Origin of the sequence: Salinigranum salinum (assembly GCF_009176545.1) — an archaeon.
GTDB classification, from domain to species: Archaea; Halobacteriota; Halobacteria; order Halobacteriales; family Haloferacaceae; genus Salinigranum; species Salinigranum salinum.
In genome coordinates this window covers 2232517-2249204 of record NZ_VTOJ01000001.1, presented here as the reverse complement: position 1 = coordinate 2249204, position 16688 = coordinate 2232517, and the positions used below count along the sequence as shown (strand labels likewise).

16 protein-coding genes are annotated in these 16688 nt (G+C 68.7%); 6 read left to right on the top strand and 10 right to left on the bottom strand.

Annotated features, from left to right (window positions below):
- Window positions 1-105: 105 nt before the first annotated feature.
- The 7 genes from dinB to FZP69_RS10825 form a co-directional block, all read right to left on the bottom strand.
- Window positions 106-1383: a DNA polymerase IV gene (dinB, locus tag FZP69_RS10855; protein WP_152041315.1), complete on the bottom strand. Its 1278-nt coding sequence runs from the start codon at window positions 1381-1383 to the stop codon at window positions 106-108.
- 112 nt (window positions 1384-1495) lie between these two features.
- Window positions 1496-1924, bottom strand: a complete 429-nt coding sequence (lrpA1, locus tag FZP69_RS10850) for an HTH-type transcriptional regulator LrpA1 (RefSeq protein ID WP_152041314.1) — start codon at window positions 1922-1924, stop codon at window positions 1496-1498.
- 213 nt (window positions 1925-2137) lie between these two features.
- Entirely contained in the window at window positions 2138-3076 is a 939-nt protein-coding gene (locus tag FZP69_RS10845) for a thiamine pyrophosphate-dependent enzyme (RefSeq protein WP_152041313.1), read from the bottom strand.
- 1 nt (window position 3077) lies between these two features.
- A complete protein-coding gene (locus FZP69_RS10840; RefSeq protein ID WP_152041312.1) occupies window positions 3078-4970 on the bottom strand; it encodes a 2-oxoacid:acceptor oxidoreductase subunit alpha in 1893 nt (630 codons plus the stop codon).
- Window positions 4971-5155: 185 nt separating this feature from the next.
- Window positions 5156-6307: a chorismate synthase gene (gene aroC, locus FZP69_RS10835; protein WP_152041311.1), complete on the bottom strand. Its 1152-nt coding sequence runs from the start codon at window positions 6305-6307 to the stop codon at window positions 5156-5158.
- A 71-nt stretch (window positions 6308-6378) separates the two neighbouring features.
- Window positions 6379-7623, bottom strand: coding sequence for an alkaline phosphatase family protein (locus FZP69_RS10830; RefSeq protein WP_192918540.1), 1245 nt, complete (start codon window positions 7621-7623; stop codon window positions 6379-6381).
- Window positions 7624-7738: 115 nt separating this feature from the next.
- On the bottom strand, window positions 7739-8221 hold the full coding sequence (locus tag FZP69_RS10825; protein WP_152041309.1) for a histidine kinase: 483 nt from the start codon (window positions 8219-8221) through the stop codon (window positions 7739-7741).
- 196 nt (window positions 8222-8417) lie between these two features.
- Between FZP69_RS10825 and FZP69_RS10820 the strand changes: the two genes are divergently transcribed.
- The gene (locus FZP69_RS10820; RefSeq protein ID WP_152041308.1) at window positions 8418-8918 is read left to right on the top strand and encodes a DUF6653 family protein; all 501 of its coding nucleotides are present in this window, start codon (window positions 8418-8420) and stop codon (window positions 8916-8918) included.
- A 74-nt stretch (window positions 8919-8992) separates the two neighbouring features.
- Here FZP69_RS10820 and aroA read toward each other — a convergent pair whose 3' ends face one another.
- Window positions 8993-10285 (bottom strand): 3-phosphoshikimate 1-carboxyvinyltransferase, encoded by a 1293-nt coding sequence (aroA, locus tag FZP69_RS10815; RefSeq protein ID WP_152041307.1) that lies wholly within the window; start codon window positions 10283-10285, stop codon window positions 8993-8995.
- 153 nt (window positions 10286-10438) lie between these two features.
- On the opposite strand from aroA, the gene FZP69_RS10810 reads away from it, so the two are divergent.
- Window positions 10439-10861: a CBS domain-containing protein gene (locus FZP69_RS10810; protein WP_152041306.1), complete on the top strand. Its 423-nt coding sequence runs from the start codon at window positions 10439-10441 to the stop codon at window positions 10859-10861.
- Between the two features lie 21 nt (window positions 10862-10882).
- On the opposite strand, the gene FZP69_RS10805 is transcribed toward FZP69_RS10810, so the two are convergent.
- The gene (locus FZP69_RS10805; RefSeq protein ID WP_152041305.1) at window positions 10883-11542 is read right to left on the bottom strand and encodes a hypothetical protein; all 660 of its coding nucleotides are present in this window, start codon (window positions 11540-11542) and stop codon (window positions 10883-10885) included.
- 268 nt (window positions 11543-11810) lie between these two features.
- Between FZP69_RS10805 and FZP69_RS10800 the strand changes: the two genes are divergently transcribed.
- On the top strand, window positions 11811-13025 hold the full coding sequence (locus FZP69_RS10800) for a M24 family metallopeptidase (protein ID WP_152041304.1): 1215 nt from the start codon (window positions 11811-11813) through the stop codon (window positions 13023-13025).
- 8 nt (window positions 13026-13033) lie between these two features.
- Here FZP69_RS10800 and FZP69_RS10795 read toward each other — a convergent pair whose 3' ends face one another.
- Window positions 13034-13525, bottom strand: coding sequence for a hypothetical protein (locus tag FZP69_RS10795; protein ID WP_152041303.1), 492 nt, complete (start codon window positions 13523-13525; stop codon window positions 13034-13036).
- A gap of 218 nt (window positions 13526-13743) precedes the next feature.
- On the opposite strand from FZP69_RS10795, the gene FZP69_RS10790 reads away from it, so the two are divergent.
- The 3 genes from FZP69_RS10790 to FZP69_RS10780 are packed head-to-tail and all read left to right on the top strand — an operon-like array spanning window position 13744 to window position 16618.
- Window positions 13744-14280 carry a hypothetical protein gene (locus FZP69_RS10790; protein WP_152041302.1) on the top strand — a complete coding sequence of 179 codons (537 nt, stop codon included), beginning with the start codon at window positions 13744-13746 and terminating at the stop codon, window positions 14278-14280.
- Window positions 14281-14325: 45 nt separating this feature from the next.
- Entirely contained in the window at window positions 14326-15156 is an 831-nt protein-coding gene (locus tag FZP69_RS10785) for a prephenate dehydrogenase/arogenate dehydrogenase family protein (protein ID WP_152041301.1), read from the top strand.
- Window positions 15149-16618 carry a small ribosomal subunit Rsm22 family protein gene (locus tag FZP69_RS10780; protein ID WP_152041300.1) on the top strand — a complete coding sequence of 490 codons (1470 nt, stop codon included), beginning with the start codon at window positions 15149-15151 and terminating at the stop codon, window positions 16616-16618. The genes FZP69_RS10785 and FZP69_RS10780 overlap by 8 nt, the downstream gene beginning before the upstream one ends.
- Window positions 16619-16688: the final 70 nt, after the last annotated feature.

Below are 16688 nucleotides of genomic sequence, written 5' to 3'. Positions count from 1 at the left end.
TATTGCCAACAAAACTGTTCTTTCGCCTTGGTGAACAGTGTGTCTACGCAGTACGTCGATAGTCAGCACTCCACGTTTCGTGTCCTGACTCCCGCGTCGGCGACCTCACCGGTGCTCGCCCTGGAACTCCGACAGTGAGGCCTGCTCCTCTTCGGGCTGCCGGCTGTGAGGCACCGTCGCGTCGTCTCCACCGGTCGCCCGACGCTCCGGTTCGGCGCTTTCGTAGCCGTCGAGTCGCGCCTGCTCGCCGCCGCCGAACGTGAGGTTCGACACGCGGACCCCGACCTTTCGGATCCGGTCGCCCGCGAACTCCGCGAGGAGTTCGAGCGCCACGCGCTCGACGAGGTCGGGGTCGTCGACCGGCCCCGAGAGCGACCGCTCGCGCGTGTTGACGTCGAACGGCGGGTTGACCACCTTCACGCCGATGGTGCGGTAGGTCGCCCCCCGGTCGGTCGCGCGGGCGGCGACGTCGCCAGCGAGGGCGCGGACCTTCTCGCGGACGCGCTCTGCGTCGTCGGTGGCCTCGGCGAACGCCGACTCCCGCGAGAGGCTCTTGGGCCGCCCCGTCGGTTCGACGATCCGGTCGTCGTCGCCGCGCGCCCGGCGATGCAGCGCCACGCCGCGCTCGCCGAACCGCTCGCGCAGGACCGTCGGATCCGCCGCACCGAGGTCGCCAGCGGTCTCGATTCCCAGTCCCCGGAGTTCGCGCGCCGTGACCGGACCAACGCCGTGGATGGCATCGACGGACAGGGGGGCGAGGAACTCGTCGACCCGACTCGGTGAGACCACGACGAGGCCGTCCGGCTTGTCGTGGTCGGAGGCGACCTTCGCTGTCGCCATGTTCGGCGCGACGCCGACGCTCGCGGGGACGCCGACCTCGCGGGCGATGCGCTGTTTGACGTACCGCGCGTACCCCTCAGCGAGCGTCCGTTCCGTGTCGCCGTCGACGCGCGCCCACGACGTCCTGTCCGAGACGTCGAGGTACGCCTCGTCGATGCTCACTTCGCGGACGACGTCGGCGCAGTCGTGGAGCACCGCCTTGACCTCCTCGGCGACGGCGCGGTAGTAGTCGAGGTCGACCGGGAGGTAGTGACCGTCGCCGCCCTCCTCGACGCGGGGGAGTGCCTCCAGCGCCTGCGAGATGGGCTGGGCGCTCTCGACGCCGTACGCCCGCGCCTCGTAGCTGGCGGTCGCCACCGCACCCTGGGTCTCGCCGGCCTCGAACCCCATCCCGACGACGACCGGTTCGCCCGCGAGTTCCGGCTGTCGTCGCCGCTCGCAGGAGGCGTAGAAACAGTCCATGTCGACGTGGAGCACGACGCGCGCGTCGGTCGCGTCGTCGGGCCGATCCGCGGCGACGAATGGAGTGTCCCGGTCCGGCATCGGCGTGTAGTCGGGGGCGGAGGCTACTGAGCGTTCCCAAAGCGAGGCGAAAGTGAACGGGCGTGCGCGACGGGCGGAACGAGGAGACGGCGACGGGGTGTGGTCGACGACGTTACTTCAGGCGCTCCTGGAGGAACGAGGGGTGGGCGGCGGTGACCCCGTCGATCGCGAGGATCTCCTGGGCGATGACCTCGCCGAGCGCGTTGCCGTCGGGGGCGCGGACCTCGGCCATCAGCATGTGATCGCCCGAGGAGGTGTACAGCGACTCGACGGCGTCGAGTTCGGTCAGGGCGCGCGTCGCCTCCACGTACCGCTCGGAGGCGACGTCGATCCCCACCAGGGCGATCGACTGTCCCGAGAGCTTCTTCGGGTCGACGTCGGCTGAGTAGCCGACGATGACGCCGTCGTCCTCCAGCTGCTGGATGTACTTTCGCACGGTCGGCTTCGAGACGCCCGCGCGTTCGGCGATGTCGGCGTAGGACGCCTGTGCGTCCTCCTCGAGTGCCTGGAGAACCCGCGCCGCCGTAGAGGTCGCGTCCATGTATCTTCGTTTTCCGGCACGGAAAAAATATGTTGCGAATCGAAAAACGGGCTCCACGACGCGTCACAGACCACGGGGAACCCCTCGGGGGACGTCTCGCGGTTCGACGCGCTCCTCGTGGATCTTCGCGACGACGTCCGCCGTCGATCAACCGTGTTGGGTCGGGTTCTGAGGACCGAAACCGAACGAGACAGGGGGGAGCCGTGACCCGGCTCAGCGGTGTTTGTCGAGGAACAGGTCGTACGAGCGCTCCCACTCGTAGTCGTCGTCGAAGTACCGCTCCGCGAGGGGTTCCTCGGGCATCTCGCCGATGGCGCGCTTCTCCTGCCCGTAGGAGGGCCGGTCGCCGTCGACGTAGTACCGGCCGGTGAGGACCGTCCCTTCGTGGAGGGCGTCCTCGGTCTCGGCCATCATCTCCGACGCCTCACGGCGGTCCGTGTGATCGAACTCGTAGTCGTCGGAGTCCTGGATGTCGATGTACGGGACGTACTGCCGCGCGTCCTTGTTCCAGGTCGGACACTGGGTGAGGAAGTCGACGTGCGAGAAGCCGTCGTGTTCGATCGCCTCGACGATGATCTCCTTCGCCTGGTTCGGGTTCACTGCCGCAGTACGAGCGATGTACGACGCGCCCGAGGTGAGCGACAGCGACAGCGGCCGGAGCGGCTCTTTCGCGGAGCCGTGGGGTTGGGTCTTCGACTTGTGGCCCTTGGGCGAGGTGGGCGACGTCTGCCCCTTCGTCAGCCCGAAGATCTCGTTGTTGAACACGATGTACGTCATGTCGTGGTTCTCGCGGGCCGAGTGCATGAAGTGGTTCCCACCGATGCCGTAGCCGTCGCCGTCGCCGCCGGCGGCGATGACCGTGAGGCCGGGGTTGGCCAGCTTCGCGGCACGGGCGATCGGGAGCGAACGGCCGTGGATGGTGTGGAAGCCGTAGCTCTCGAAGTAGCTGTTGAGCTTGCCCGAGCAGCCGATGCCCGTACAGAGGAGCATCTCGTCGGGACTCAGCCCCAGTTCGGCGGCCGCACCCTTCAGCGCCTTCAGGACGCCGAAGTCACCACAGCCGGGACACCACGTGGGCTGTGGCTCGAGGCCGGGCGTGAACTCGTTCTGGTCGTGTTCCGTCTCTTCACCGATTGCGCTGAATACACTCATGTTAATCACCTGCGGCGGGGACGAACTTGGTCTCGGTCCCCGGGAGCGTGTCGTTCTCGACGATCGTCGTCACGAAGCCGTCGACGATCTCGCCGGGCTCGAAGGGGTTGCCGTTGTACTTGAGGAGGCTGGAGAGCCTCTCGCCGTAGCGCCCGAGCTCCTTCTGCGTCAGCCCGCGGAACTGCGCGGAGGCGTTCATCTCCACGACGAGCACCTCGTCGACGCTCTCGATGAACGCCTCGACCTCGTCGACCGGATAGGGCATCATGTCCGACACCGACAGCGCCTTCACCGAGTGGCCGGCGTCGTTGAGGCGGTCGACGGCCTCGAAGACTGTGCCCTGGTTCGACCCCCACGTCAGGATGCCGTACTCCGCCTCTTCCGGGCCGTGCGGCGTCTGGTGGCTCTCGTCCATGGCGTCGAGGTCCGTCCGGATGTTCTCGACGCGCTCCATGCGGCGGTCCACCTGGAAGACGCGGTTCGCGGGGTCCTCGCTGATGTGGCCGGCGGGCATGTGTTCGTTGCCGGTCGCGAGGAAGCGACCACCCTTCTGCCCGGGGATCGAGCGCGGGCTGATCCCCTTCTCGACGTCGTGCTGGAAGCGGTTGTACTTGCCCGAGGCGTCGTGCGGTGCCTCCGCGAGTTCCGCCTCCGTGAGCACCGACCCGAGATCCGGGTTCGGTGCCTCGTCGAAGTGGCTCGCGGGGACGTTCACGAGCTCGCCACCGAGCTTCTGGTCGTAGATGACGATGGCGGGGATCTGGTACTCGTAGGCGAGTTCGAACGCCTTGCGGGTCTGGGTGTACGCCTCCGAGACCGTCGCAGGGGCGAAGACGACGCGGTTGGAGTCGCCCTGCGACGTGTAGAGGACGTGTTCGAGGTCGCCCTGTTCTGGCTTCGTCGGCAGTCCCGTGGAGGGGCCGGCGCGCATCGCCTCGACGAGGACGACCGGCGTCTCGGTCATCTCGGCGAGACCGAGCGGCTCGGACATCAGCGCGAACCCGCCGCCGGAAGAGCCGGACATGGCCTTCACGCCGGCGTGGGAGGCCCCCAGTGCGAGCGCGGCCGCGGCGATCTCGTCCTCCACCTGCTCGGAGATGCCGCCGACCTTCGGGAGGTTCTGCGACATGATGGTGAACACCTCGGTCCACGGCGTCATGGGGTAGCCGGCGATGAATCGACAGCCCTCGTCGAGCGCGCCGTAGGCGATGGCGTCACTTCCGGAGAGGAGCACCTGCTCCTCGTCGTGTTCGCCCGTGGGCACGGAGATGTCGTGGGTGTGCTCGCGCTCCATCGCCATCTCGTACGCCTCGTCGAGAATAGCGAGGTTGGGCTCGAGGATCTTCTCGGGCATGGCGTCGGTCATCAGGTCGACGATCCACTGCCGGTCGATGCCGGCGAGCGCGCAGGTCACGCCGACACCGGCGGTGTTGCGCATGACCTCGCGCCCGTGCTCGCGGGCGAGCGAGCGCAGGTCGAACTCGTAGACGTGCCAGTCGTTCTCCTCGACCCGCTCGTCGAAGTCCTCGACGGCGTCGGTGTCGACGAGCCCTTCGTCGATGACCATGACGCCCCCCTCGCGAAGCTCGTCGAGGTTCTCGTACAGCGGCTTCTGCTCCTCGTCGCCGTAGTACGCGCCCTCCGAGGGGTTCCGCGCGAACGAGTCGCCCAGCGTGAGGAGGAAGTTGTAGCCGTCGCCACGCGACTCGACCGGATCCGCGGAGGCACGGATCTCCGTGTACGTGTGGCCACCACGGATGCGCGACGGATAATGTCGGTGTGTGAATACGTGCAGCCCTGACCGCATCAGGGCCTTCGCGAAGTTCTGGCTCGTCGAGGCGATCCCGTCACCGGATCCTCCTGCGATTCGCCAGATGAGTTCGTCGTCAGTCATGTTGTGGTCACGGCCCCGTGGGCCCTACCGGACTTGTTGGCGAGGTACCGATTAAAGACTTTGCTATGCATTGACAAGGAAAGATGATGATAGACCTTATATTGTATGATCGAGAGGGGTGAAAAGGACCGAATCGACGGTTCTAACTTCGAACAGTGAAGCCAGTAGACGGCCGCGACAGCCGCCTACTGGTTGTCGGGCGACGAGGGGTGGTACTCCGTGTCGTACTCGCCGGCGTCCCCGTCGAGGCGGTCGGGATTGATCCTCCCCCCCAGGAGCATGAAGTCGAGGATCGTGAGCGAGAGCATCGCCTCGACGACCGGCACTGCCCGCGGGGGGAGGACGGGGTCGTGTCGCCCGACGACCTGGATCTCCTTTTCTTCTCCAGTTTCCCAGTCGACCGTCTTCTGTTTCTTCGGGATGGAAGTCGGCGCGTGCCACGTCGCCTCGCCGTAGATGGGCTGACCCGTCGTGATGCCACCCTGGAGCCCGCCGTGTCTGTTCCCTTCCGGAGCGGGGTCGCCGTCGGCGTCGAACTCCCAGTCCTCGTTTCTGTCGAGCCCGGTCCACTCGCGTGCCTCGCGGCCGAGGCCGTACTCGACACCCGTCGTGGCGGGGATAGCGAACATCGCCTGTCCCAGCCGCGCGGGGAACGAGTCGAATCGGGGTGCGCCGAGCCCCCGGGGGACGCCGCGGGCCTCGAAGTAGATGGAGCCGCCGATCGAGTCGCCCTCCTGTTGGTACTCGTCGATGCGGTCGCGCATCTTTTCCGCAGTGGGGGGGTGTGCACACCGCACCTCGTTCTCCTCCGTGTGTTCGAGCATCTCCTCGAAGCTGACGGGTGGAGCCTCGATGTCGCCGATCTGGTTGACGTGGGCCTTCACCTGGATGCCTTGCTGTGAGAGGATCTTCCCCGCGATGGCGCCCGCGGCGACCCAGTTGACCGTCTCTCGTGCGGAGGAACGGCCGCCGCCGCCCCAGTTCCGCGTCCCGAACTTCGCCGAGTAGGTGAAGTCGCCGTGGCTCGGTCGTGGTGCCGTCACGTACGGCTCGTACTTGCCCGAGCGGGCGTCCTTGTTCTGGATGACCATCCCGATGGGCGTCCCCGTGGTGTAGCCGTCCTGCACGCCGGAGTTGATGACGACCTCGTCGGGTTCGCCCCGGGAGGTGGTGATCATCGACTGTCCCGGCTTGCGCCGGTCGAGTTCGCGCTGGACGTCCTCCTCGGAGAGTTCCAGCCCCGCGGGACAGCCCGACACCGTCACGCCCATCGCCGGCCCGTGAGACTCGCCGTAGGTCGTCACCTGAAAGAGCCGACCGAATCGGTTCCCGTTCATGCCCGTCGGTCAGTGGTGCGGGCATTTAGAGCTTGCAGAATCCGCGCTCGGCGGCGAGGTCGTGCGCCCGCTCAGGTTTCGTGGGGCGGCTCCGATCGTCCCGAGGGGGTGATCCCGAGGAGCGGGACGAGCATCTCCGCGCGCGTCGCCCCGCCGTGCATGCCGATCTGGGCGAGTTCGTCGTCGCCGTACCAGACGCCCCGTTCGCGGGGAACGACCAGCAGGTCGCCGAGCCGCGACCGGAACGCCTCGTCGGAGTCGCCGGGTCCCCACAGTTCGTGCTCGATCGCCTCCGACTGATCGAACACGTGCGCGTCGAGGTGCCGGTCGATCACCGTCCGTGCCTCGTCGCGCGCACCGTCGCGGACGTGCAGGTGGAGCTGACGTGGACTCCCGGTCGGCGGCACCACCGTCCCGTCCGATCGCCGTCGGAACGTCTCCCAGAGCCGGTCGAACCGGTCGTCCCGCAGGTCGACGTTCGTCGTTGGGTCGGTGTCGACGTGGCCGTGATCGGCGGTCACGAGGAACAGCGTGCGATCGTCGGCCACGTCGTCGACGGTTTCGACTATCGCGTCGAAGACGGCGCCGACCGTCTCGTGGTAGTCGCCGGCGCGGGTGCCGACCCGGTGAGCAACGGCGTCGACCTGTGGCACGTACGCGGTGACGACTGACGACGATCCGGCCGCGTCGACCGCCGCGGCGAGCGACGGGGCGAACCCGTCGAGCCCCTCGTACGGGTAGTCGGCACCGATGGCCGCCGGTCGAACCGTCGCGGTCGTCACACCCGGCCGAGCACGCTCGACGGCGGCGTTCCCGCGAAACAGGGTCGCGCGGTCGAACCCGGGCGCGACCGTCGACAGCGGGGTTCCGTCGACGGTCGTGAAGGGCAGCGGTAACACCACGCGTTCGAGCGACGCGACGTACTGGAACCAGCCGACGACACCGTGTTCGTGCGGGTACGCCGCGGTGCGGAACGTCGTCATCGCCGCCGCCGTCTCCGAGGGGAACGTGCTCGTGAGCGGTTCGAGTCGACCGACGTCGAGGAGGCGATCCAGCGAGCTGTGTCGGCCTCGCTCGCGGGTGAGCTGGTCCCAGCCGAAGCCGTCGACGACGACCACGACGACGCGCTCGGGGGGTGTGCCACCGATCAGCCGGTCGACAACCGACGCCGGGAGCGTCGGTCCGACGTCGGCTCCGAGGAGGGCGTAACACGTCCCCGGGAGGCCCGCGAAACAGCGACCGCCGTACGCGGGTGTGACGAACCCCGCCTCGGTCTGTCGCTCGACCAGCCAGGCAGCGCGTTCGCTCGGTGTCACGACCGTCCGTCTGTGCGGGGCGACAAGACTGTACCGGCGGCCGTCGTCTCCGTTCGGTGGCGTCCGGTGTCGTGGACGCGGCGCTCGGACGGTGTCGTGGGCACGGCCGACCGCCTCAGCCGCCGTCGCCAACGTGGAATCCGACGCCGAGGACGACCCCGTACAACGTGTGCCACAGGAGGCTCGGGACGGTGACGAACGGGATCGACGCCCCCACGTCGACGCCGACCGCGCCGAGCCAGATCGGCAGGACGATGCCCGCGCCGGCGACGGCGAGGACGAGCCCGAACACCACGCCCGCGACGACCGTCTTCCAGAGCCACTCGCTCACGCGGTACAGACCGGGGTCGGCGAGGACGCCCGCGAAGACGACGCCGAACAGCGTCCCGTGGGCGAGGTGGGCGACCCAGCCGGCGACGAGACTCCCCTCGAACCCGTACAGGCCGGCGATCGCCACTCGGAGCGTCGCCAGATCCATGACGCCGATGACGAGACCCATCACGACCGTGGCGACGAACCCCGCGAGGCCACCGGTCCGCCAGGAGACGCCCGACTCGAACGGTTCCGTCCGTCGTCCGTGTTCGGATGCGACGTCCATGGGATCAGATCACGCGCACGGCCGAAAACGGCGACGCGCTCGTCCGGTCGCGGTACACCTCCGGTCGAAGCCGACGGTTTGCAGAGACCGACCGTCGGTCGACGCGTCCCGACGTGAACCCGGTGCCGGGCCCGAGTGTGGATCCACCCCAGCCCGTTCCAGTAGTTACTTCGCGGGTTCCGACGATCATCGTGGTATGGTCCCCGATCCGACCGCCCCCCTCCGGACCCGCCTGACGGACACGTTCTGGGAGCGCCACGCCAGCCCCTGGAGCGCCGGCACGCGCTTTCTCACGATGCCCGCGCTGCTGTACGCGATCTACACCCGCGACCGGCGACTGTTCGCCGCCGTCGTCGGCTTCGTGGTCGTCAATCCCGTGTTGTTTCCGCGGCCCGATAGCACCGACTCGTGGCTCTCGCGGATCGTCCTCGCCGAACGCGAGTGGCTCCGCGACGAGAAGGGGACGATGGGGCTAGGCTACCCGAACGTGCTCAACGTGCTCAACGTCCCGGCGACGCTACTGGCGCTCTGGGCCGCGTGGAGACGGAAGCTGGCCACGACCCTCGTAGCGTGCGTGGTCGCGATGGCGCTCAAGATCTGGTGGGTCGACGCCATCGCTCGACGGACCGAAGCGGGTCGTACGGGCCGTTGGCCGACGGATCCGGAACCCGACTCCCGTCGAGACCCCGGGGTCTGACACACACCGACTGTCGACCGCAGGGAGACGACACGGGTCGTAACCGTTCTCGGACCGCCCGGGGCCGTCGGATCTCACTCCCGGTGGCGTTCGACCGACGCCCCCAGCCCCTCGAGGACGTCGAAGAAGCCCGGGAAGGAGACGTCGACGTGCTCTGCGCCGGCGACTGTCGTCGTCCCCGTCGCGACCAGCCCCGCGACCGCGAGCGACATCACGATCCGGTGGTCGTGACGCCCGTCGACCCGTGCGCCGACGAGGTCGGTGTCGTCGCCGTGGATGGTCAGTGTGTCGTGTTCCTCCGTCACCGACGCGCCCAGCTTCGACAGCTCCTCGGCCATCGCGCTCACCCGGTCGGTCTCCTTGTACCGGACGTGTTCGCAGTTGACGATGTGGGTGTCGCCGTCGGCGACGGCACCAAGGGTGGCGATCGTCGGGAGGAGGTCCGGCGTGTCTCCGACGTCGACTTCGACGCCAGCGAGCGGGGATCGGGAGACGTCGATAACGCCTCCGTCGCGGTCCCACTCGATCGCCGCACCCATCCGCTCGAGGACGTCGACGATGGCCGAATCGCCCTGCGCGCTGGGGCGGGCACCGTGGACCGTGACGCCCTCGTCGCCGGCGACGGCCCCCGCCGCGAGCAGGTACGACATCGAAGAGAAGTCGCCCGGGACGTGATAGGTCCCGTCGGCGGGGTCGTACGACTGACCGCCCTCGACGGCGAACCCTTCGTCGGTGCGGTCGACCGTGACGCCGAACTCGGCCAGCAGTTCGACCGTGATGTCGACGTACGGTGCGGACTTCAGCTCGGTCTCCAGCTCGATCTCGATCCCGTCGTCGGTGACCGCACCGGCCATCAGGAGCGCCGTGATGAACTGCGAGGAGACGTCGCCAGGGATGGAGACGCCCCCTCCCTCGACGTGACCGCCGACGACGAGCGGTGCCTGCCCGTTCGACCGCGTACTCTCCGCGCGGCCGTTCAGTTGAGCGATGGCGTCGAGCAGCGGGCCATGCGGGCGCGACCGGAGCGAGTCGTCGCCCGTTAGCACCGTGAGCCCGTCGCCGAGCGCGGCACAGCCGGTGACGAGCCGCATCGTCGTCCCCGAGTTCGCGCAGTCGACGACGTCGTCCGGGATCGCTGGACGGCCGTCGAACCCCGCGACTTCGACCGTGCCCCCGTCGCGCTCGACGGTCCCGCCGAACGCCTCGACCGCGCGCATCGTCGCGCGCGTGTCGGCGCTGACGAGGGCGTCCCTGACCTCGGCACCCGCGCTGTACCCCGCGGCGAGGAGGGCGCGATGCGTGTAGCTCTTCGACGGCGGTGCGCGCGCGTCGCCAGCGACCGACGAGGGCGCGAGAGAGACGTCCATATCCGGGCGTCGTGGAGCGGCGACGAAAGGGTACCGGACGCGGCGAGCCGCGACCGCCGCGACGACGACCCGTGTGGGACGGCTCGCGGATGGCGGATCTCGACACGCGCCCGACAGCCGTAGCGATTTACCGATCGCCGTCGTAGGGAGGATATGACGATCGAGGAGATCGCCCGGACCGACGTCGTGACGGTCGACCAGGAGGCGACACTGACGGAGATCGCGCACGTCATGCGCGACGAACGCGTCGGGAGCGTCGTCGTCGTCGACGCCAGGGGGACCGTCGCGGGGATGCTCACAGACCGGGACCTCGTGGTGTCGGGCCTCGCCGAGGGCCGAAACCCCGACGAGTGCATCGCCAACCACATCCTCTCCACGAACGTCTTTTCGGTAAAACCGGACGACGACGTGGCGTCGGTCGCCCGGCGGATGCGCGACGAAGGCGTCCGCCGGGTCCCCGTGATGCGCGGCCACGACCTCGTGGGGATCGTCACGCTCGACGACCTGCTCGTCCACCTCGCGGACGAACTCGACTGTCTGGTCTCGGTGGTGAAAAGCGAGTTCCCCGACCGGTAGCGCGAGCGTGCGTCTCCCGGGTCAGGACTCCCCCCGCGACGGGATCGTGAACACGCGTTCGACGGTGTGGGGCTCGTGGCCCTTCTCGTCGGGTTTGTTCAGGTAGTTGAATCGGGCGTGAGCGAGGACGTACCCGATCGTCTCGTCGACGCGCGTCACGTAGGTGATCGGCTGATCGACGTTCGGCTCGACGAAGATCGGCCTCATCGGCTCGGGAACGACGTTCTCCTCGAACAGCTTGATCGGGAACGCGACCTCGTGTTCACGACCCCCGCGTAGCCGGTACGCCGGTGCTTCGTTCCGTTCGAGTCCTCGCACACGCAGCGTGATGTCTCGCGAGTAGTGTTTGACCAGACTCTTGTTGTGGACGTGGACGACGAACTCGGCGAGCACGTATCCACCCGTCGGGCCGTGGAAGGTGGCGTCGATCGTGAACTCGATGCGGTCCCGGTTGCGTCGCAGCCGCGCCTCCTCCCGGTACTGTTCCAGTTCGAACTGTGACTCTTTCAGCCGTCGGTTGAAGGCGTAGCCGAGGAAGACGACGACGAGCGGCGTCAGTCCCGAGACGTACAGGCTCGCAAGGGTCTCGTCGATCAGACCCAGGCCGACACCGACCGCGACCAGCACGAGGACCGGTCCGATCAGGTTCGGGTCCGTGAGACCCCACTCGTCCCACTCCATTCGCCGACGGTCCGCGGAACGCGTCCCTGGTGGTGTCGAGGCTGCCATGAGTTTTCTGCGAGAACTATCAGTGGCAGTACACATCAATGTATCCGAACAGTCACGTGAGGCCGCGGTCGGGTCGTTCGCGCGACACTCGGACGGCACCACGGGGTCGACGATGAGCAGTCCGGGGCTCCGGACTACGACAGATCTCACCCACTCCGGCGGTCGCCCCGCGACCCGAACGGAGGACAACCGTTTTGCCACGGCTGACCTATCCACACGCATGCCTCACGACCGCGATCTGTCTCCCCTCGACGACTGCCTCGACGACGTCGCCGACGGCTACCTCGTCGACGCCGACGCGAGCGACTCGAACCAGCGGTATCTCTCGGGGTTCGACGCGCCCGACGCGTTCGTCACGCTGTATCTCCCCGCCGGCGACGACGGGGGAACAGACAGCGACGCCGACGCCGGCGTCCACCTCCTCGTGTCGAGCCTCGAGTACGGTCGGGCGAAGAAACAGTCGGGCGCGGCGTCCGTCTCTCGGCTCGTCGACTACGACTATCGCGAACGGGTGGGCGAACACGGGTCGATCACCGGTCGGGCACGAACCATCGCGACCTTCCTGGCCGACCACAGTGCCGGGAGTGTCCTCGTCCCCGCGGACTTCCCGCTGGGCGTCGCCGACCGCCTCCGTGACGCCGGCGTCGCCGTCGCGGTCGACGAGTCCGACGTCGTGACCGGGGTCCGGGCGACGAAGACCCCCGAGGAGATCGACCACATCCGCGAGGCGCAGCGCGCGAACGAGGCGGCGATGGCCGCCGCAGAACGGCTCGTGCGCGAGGCGACGGTCGGCGACGACGACCGTCTCCACCACGACGACGCGGTGCTCACCTCCGAGCGCGTCAAAGAGGAGATCGAACTCACGCTCCTCCGACACGGCTGCGGGCTCGACGAGACCATCGTCGCTTGCGGGACTGACGCCGCCGACCCACACGACCGCGGGAGCGGTCCCCTGCGCGCGGGCGAGGCGATCATCGTCGACATCTTCCCGCGGTCGAAGGAGACCAAGTACCACGCGGACATGACGCGCACCTTCGTCAAAGGCGAGCCCACGGCCGAGTTACGCCGTCGGTTCGACGTGACCGACGAGGCACGGCGGGCCGCGCTGGACGCGATCGAACCGGGCGTCACGGGCGAGGCGGTCAACGACGTCGTCTGTGACGTGTACGAGGAGGCGGGGTATCCGACGCTCCGGTCCGACCCCGAAACGGAGGTGGGGTTCATCCACTCGACCGGTCACGGCGTCGGGCTCGACGTCCACGAACGGCCGCGGGTGAGTCCCGACGGCGAGGAGCTGAAACCGGGACACGTCATCACGATCGAGCCGGGTCTGTACGACCCCTCTGTCGGCGGCGTCCGCATCGAGGATCTCGTCGTCGTCACCGACGACGGGTACGAGAACCTGACTGAGTACCCGATCGAGTTCGAGGGCTGAGTAACCGACTATCCGGCCGAGTTCGAGGGCTGCGGTTCGCCGACCGACGGACGGGCCGCCTCCCAGTCACGGAGGAGCGTCAGCAATCCTTCGATGGTCGACGACGCCGGGAAGCCCGCCGCTTGGCGGACGACGTGACCGTCGTCGAGAAGCAGTGCGTACACTGTCCCCTCGCCGAGCAGCCCCAGCGACTGGCGGAACTGTCGCTTGTTTACGCGCAGGACGAGCAGCCGCTCGCGCTTGCCATCCGCGAGCAGGTCGGTCCGCCGTTCACGACCGACGAGCACACGACTCCGCCAGTCGACGACGAGCAGCTCGTAGTACTCGAAGGCGTCGTAGCGAGCCGCGAGCTGGTCGGCGACCGAGCACCAGGGGTCGACGAGCGAACGCTGTTGCCACTGAAACGAGACGACGAGCAACGTCGGGTCACCTTCGAACTCTCGGGGAAGTAATACGTTCTCTCCCGCCAGTGTCGCCCCCGAGACTCGCGGAAATCTCATCGTTCGAAGCGGTCACGAACGTCTCGTATAAGCTATTCCGTCCCTCTATCAGAATAGATTATCAGATATTCGTGACTGTGTTCGAATAGTGGGTATTTATTTCAATTGCCCGACTATGTCTCGATCTGGAAACGAAACCAGGGTTCGACCGCCGTGCGGCAGTCCGACCGGCCGGTACCGTCTTGCACGTCGAGCGCGTCGGATCAGGCGTGTCGCTGATGGACCGTCTTGCCCGACTGTTCCGCGAGCCGACCGACGACGACCACGTCGTCGCGGGCAGGCCGGCGACGACCGAGAGCGATTCGGCGACGACCGACGACGCCTCCGGTTCGGGGGACGACAGTTCGGACCCGACCGACGAGGACACGCACGCGGTCACCGACGACGAGGAGGAGCCGACCGCCGCACACGAGTCGGTCGAGGGGGGCGTCGACGCCGTCGCCGTCGTCGTCCAGGCCCCACCCGCAGGCGTCAGGCGGTTCGAGTTGACGGTCCGGGCGACCGTCCCCGTCGCGGCCGTCGAGCCGGCGCTGTTGACGCGCCACTTCGAGACGTTCGACGAGGGGGTCGGCGTGGTCCGCGCCCGCGCAGTCGACGTCGACGGGAACGGGCGCGACGTCGAGGCGGCCCCGCTGTTCGTCGTCCGGTTCGCGGCACCGGCCGACCCCGACACCGTGTCGCTCGACGGGAGTCTCGACGGACACGACGAGGAGCCGGTCCCGTGGTCGCAGGTCAGACTGATCCCCGTCGAGTGAGACGCTTCCGAAGCCTTTTGCGACGGCCCGGGCTACGGGTCCACGATGCAACTGCTCGTCGTCGGCGCGGGGGCGATGGGGCGGTGGTTCGCCGACACCGTCGGGCGAGGCGCCCCCGGCGAGGTCGACGTGGCCTTCGCCGATACGAGCGCCGCGGCGGCCGCGGACGCCGCAGCCCGGTACGACGCGCGACAGGTGGCGGTCGACGGCGACGAGCGCTTCGACGCGGTCTGTCTCGCGGTGCCCATCTCGGCCGTCCAGGCGACCGTCGACGCGCAGGCCGCCCGCGCACGGGAGGCGATGGTCGACGTCACGGGTGCGATGGGGCCGCCGGTGGCGGCGATGCGTGCGGCGCTGCCGACGAACGAACGGGTCAGTTTCCACCCCCTCTTCGCCCCTGCGAACGCGCCCGGGACCGTCGCGGTCGTCGTCGACCAGGCCGGACCAGTGACGGACCGCCTGCGCGCCGCCCTCGCCGCGGCGGACTGCGACCTCTTCGAGACGACCGTCGACGAACACGATCGCGCGATGGAGACGGTGCAGGCGAGCGCCCACGCCGCCGTCCTCGCGTACGCGCTGGCCGCCCGCGAGGTGCGCCCCGAGTTCCACACGCCCGTCTCCGGCGCGCTGGCGGAGGTCGTCGAGACGGTCACCGGCGGGACGCCGCGCGTCTACCGCGAGATCCAGGAGACGTTCGAGGGTGCCGACCGCGTCGCCGAGGCCGCCGCACGGGTCGCGTCCGCCGACGGCGAGGCGTTCGAGTCGCTGTACCGCGAAGCGAGCGACCGCGTTCTGCGCGGGGCGCACGCGGAACGTGGGGACGGAGACGACTCCCGGGGCGGAGGCGATCACGAGGACGAGTCCAGCGATGACTGACCGCGACGGGATCCGTGCGAACGCGAAGTATCTGCGCGAGGTCCGACCGATCGACCCCGACGAGATCCACGAGTACGTCGAGGGCACGCCGCACCCCGCCGTTGTCCGGCAGGTGCTCCGCGAGGAGGCGCTCGACCTCGGACTCGTCGAACGGGCCGACGGGACGTTCGTCCCGGCTCCCGAAACGGTCGTCGAACCCGGGTGGGCACCCGAGGCGTTCCCCGAGCGGTACGCGGCCGCGTTCGAGGAACTACTCGTCGAACGGTACGGGATCGACTGGCACCGCGGGGAGTCGGGCGACCACCTGCGGGAGACGATCCGGCGGCTGAAAGAGCGGTACTACCGCCAGCATCCCGTCGAGTACGACGAGCACGTCGCGCTCGGCTACGGACTCTATCACCTTCCGGACTACTACGCGACGGTCGGCTACGTCCTCGACACGCTCGCCGAGCGTGGCCTCGTCGAGACCCCCCTCCGTGTTCTCGACGTGGGTGCCGGGACCGGCGGCCCGATGCTCGGTCTCCACGACTACCTCCCGGAGACGGCGCTCGTCGACTACCACGCCGTCGAGCCGAGCGCCGCCGCCGACGTGCTCGACCACCTCCTCGACGAGACCGGCCGCAACTTCCACGCGACCGTCCACCGGACGACGGTCGAGTCGCTCGATCTCGCGTCGCTGGACCCGGCTCGCGGCGGCGACGCGACCGAGGACGCGGCCGAGGATGGGAGTGAGAGCGGGGGCGCGGGGTTCGACCTCGTGCTCTTCTCGAACGTGCTGAGCGAACTCGACGACCCCGTGGACGCCGTCGAACGGGTGCTCGACGTGGTCGCGTCGGACGGAGCGGTCGTCGCCGTCGAGCCGGCCGACAAGAACACCGCGACGACGCTCCGGTCGGTCGAGCGGAGCGTCGTCGCACGGACCGGCGTGTCGGTGTACGCGCCGACGCTCCGGCTCTGGCCCGGCGAGGAGCCGTCGGACCGCGGCTGGTCGTTCGACGTCCGATCCGACATCGCCGTCCCGGCGTTCCAGTCCCGACTCGACGCGGCCGGCGACGACCCCGGGGTGTTCACCAACCCGACGGTCCAGTTCGCGTACGCCGTGCTCCGTCCCGACGGCACGCGACGTGTCGACGTCCGGGCCGACCGGGCGCGCCACGCGAAGATGGCCGACTTCGACCGACACGTCACCCAGCGGATCGACCTGCTGGCGGTGAAACTGAGCCACGACCTCGCCGCGGACGTGGACGGAGGCGCGAACCCCCTGTTCAAGATCGGTGACGGGAGCGAGGCGGTCGGCGTGTTCGCCGTGCTCACCCGCGAGACGTCGCTGAACGCGACGCTGGCCCGTGCACCGTACGGGACCGTGCTCTCGTTCGAGCAGGCGCTCGTGCTCTGGAACGACGACGAGGAGGCGTACAACCTCGTGATCGACGGGACGACGATCGTCGACCGCGTCGGCTGACCGCGATCCGTGTCGGCCGACCGGCGGTCGACTCTCTCTCGGCGCTCGAACGCGCCGCGACCGTCGGATT

Excerpts from the sequence above, each read along its gene's own strand:
- FZP69_RS10790 (WP_152041302.1), top strand. The coding sequence starts at position 13,744 with ATGGACCGTCTTGCCCGACTGTTCCGCGAGCCGACCGACGACGACCAC.
- FZP69_RS10780 (WP_152041300.1), top strand. The coding sequence starts at position 15,149 with ATGACTGACCGCGACGGGATCCGTGCGAACGCGAAGTATCTGCGCGAG.
- FZP69_RS10785 (WP_152041301.1), top strand. The coding sequence starts at position 14,326 with ATGCAACTGCTCGTCGTCGGCGCGGGGGCGATGGGGCGGTGGTTCGCC.
- FZP69_RS10795 (WP_152041303.1), bottom strand. The coding sequence starts at position 13,525 with ATGAGATTTCCGCGAGTCTCGGGGGCGACACTGGCGGGAGAGAACGTA.
- FZP69_RS10810 (WP_152041306.1), top strand. The coding sequence starts at position 10,439 with ATGACGATCGAGGAGATCGCCCGGACCGACGTCGTGACGGTCGACCAG.
- lrpA1 (WP_152041314.1), bottom strand. The coding sequence starts at position 1,924 with ATGGACGCGACCTCTACGGCGGCGCGGGTTCTCCAGGCACTCGAGGAG.
- FZP69_RS10820 (WP_152041308.1), top strand. The coding sequence starts at position 8,418 with ATGGTCCCCGATCCGACCGCCCCCCTCCGGACCCGCCTGACGGACACG.
- FZP69_RS10845 (WP_152041313.1), bottom strand. The coding sequence starts at position 3,076 with ATGAGTGTATTCAGCGCAATCGGTGAAGAGACGGAACACGACCAGAAC.
- FZP69_RS10825 (WP_152041309.1), bottom strand. The coding sequence starts at position 8,221 with ATGGACGTCGCATCCGAACACGGACGACGGACGGAACCGTTCGAGTCG.
- aroC (WP_152041311.1), bottom strand. The coding sequence starts at position 6,307 with ATGAACGGGAACCGATTCGGTCGGCTCTTTCAGGTGACGACCTACGGC.
- FZP69_RS10805 (WP_152041305.1), bottom strand. The coding sequence starts at position 11,542 with ATGGAGTGGGACGAGTGGGGTCTCACGGACCCGAACCTGATCGGACCG.
- FZP69_RS10840 (WP_152041312.1), bottom strand. The coding sequence starts at position 4,970 with ATGACTGACGACGAACTCATCTGGCGAATCGCAGGAGGATCCGGTGAC.
- dinB (WP_152041315.1), bottom strand. The coding sequence starts at position 1,383 with ATGCCGGACCGGGACACTCCATTCGTCGCCGCGGATCGGCCCGACGAC.
- FZP69_RS10800 (WP_152041304.1), top strand. The coding sequence starts at position 11,811 with ATGCCTCACGACCGCGATCTGTCTCCCCTCGACGACTGCCTCGACGAC.
- aroA (WP_152041307.1), bottom strand. The coding sequence starts at position 10,285 with ATGGACGTCTCTCTCGCGCCCTCGTCGGTCGCTGGCGACGCGCGCGCA.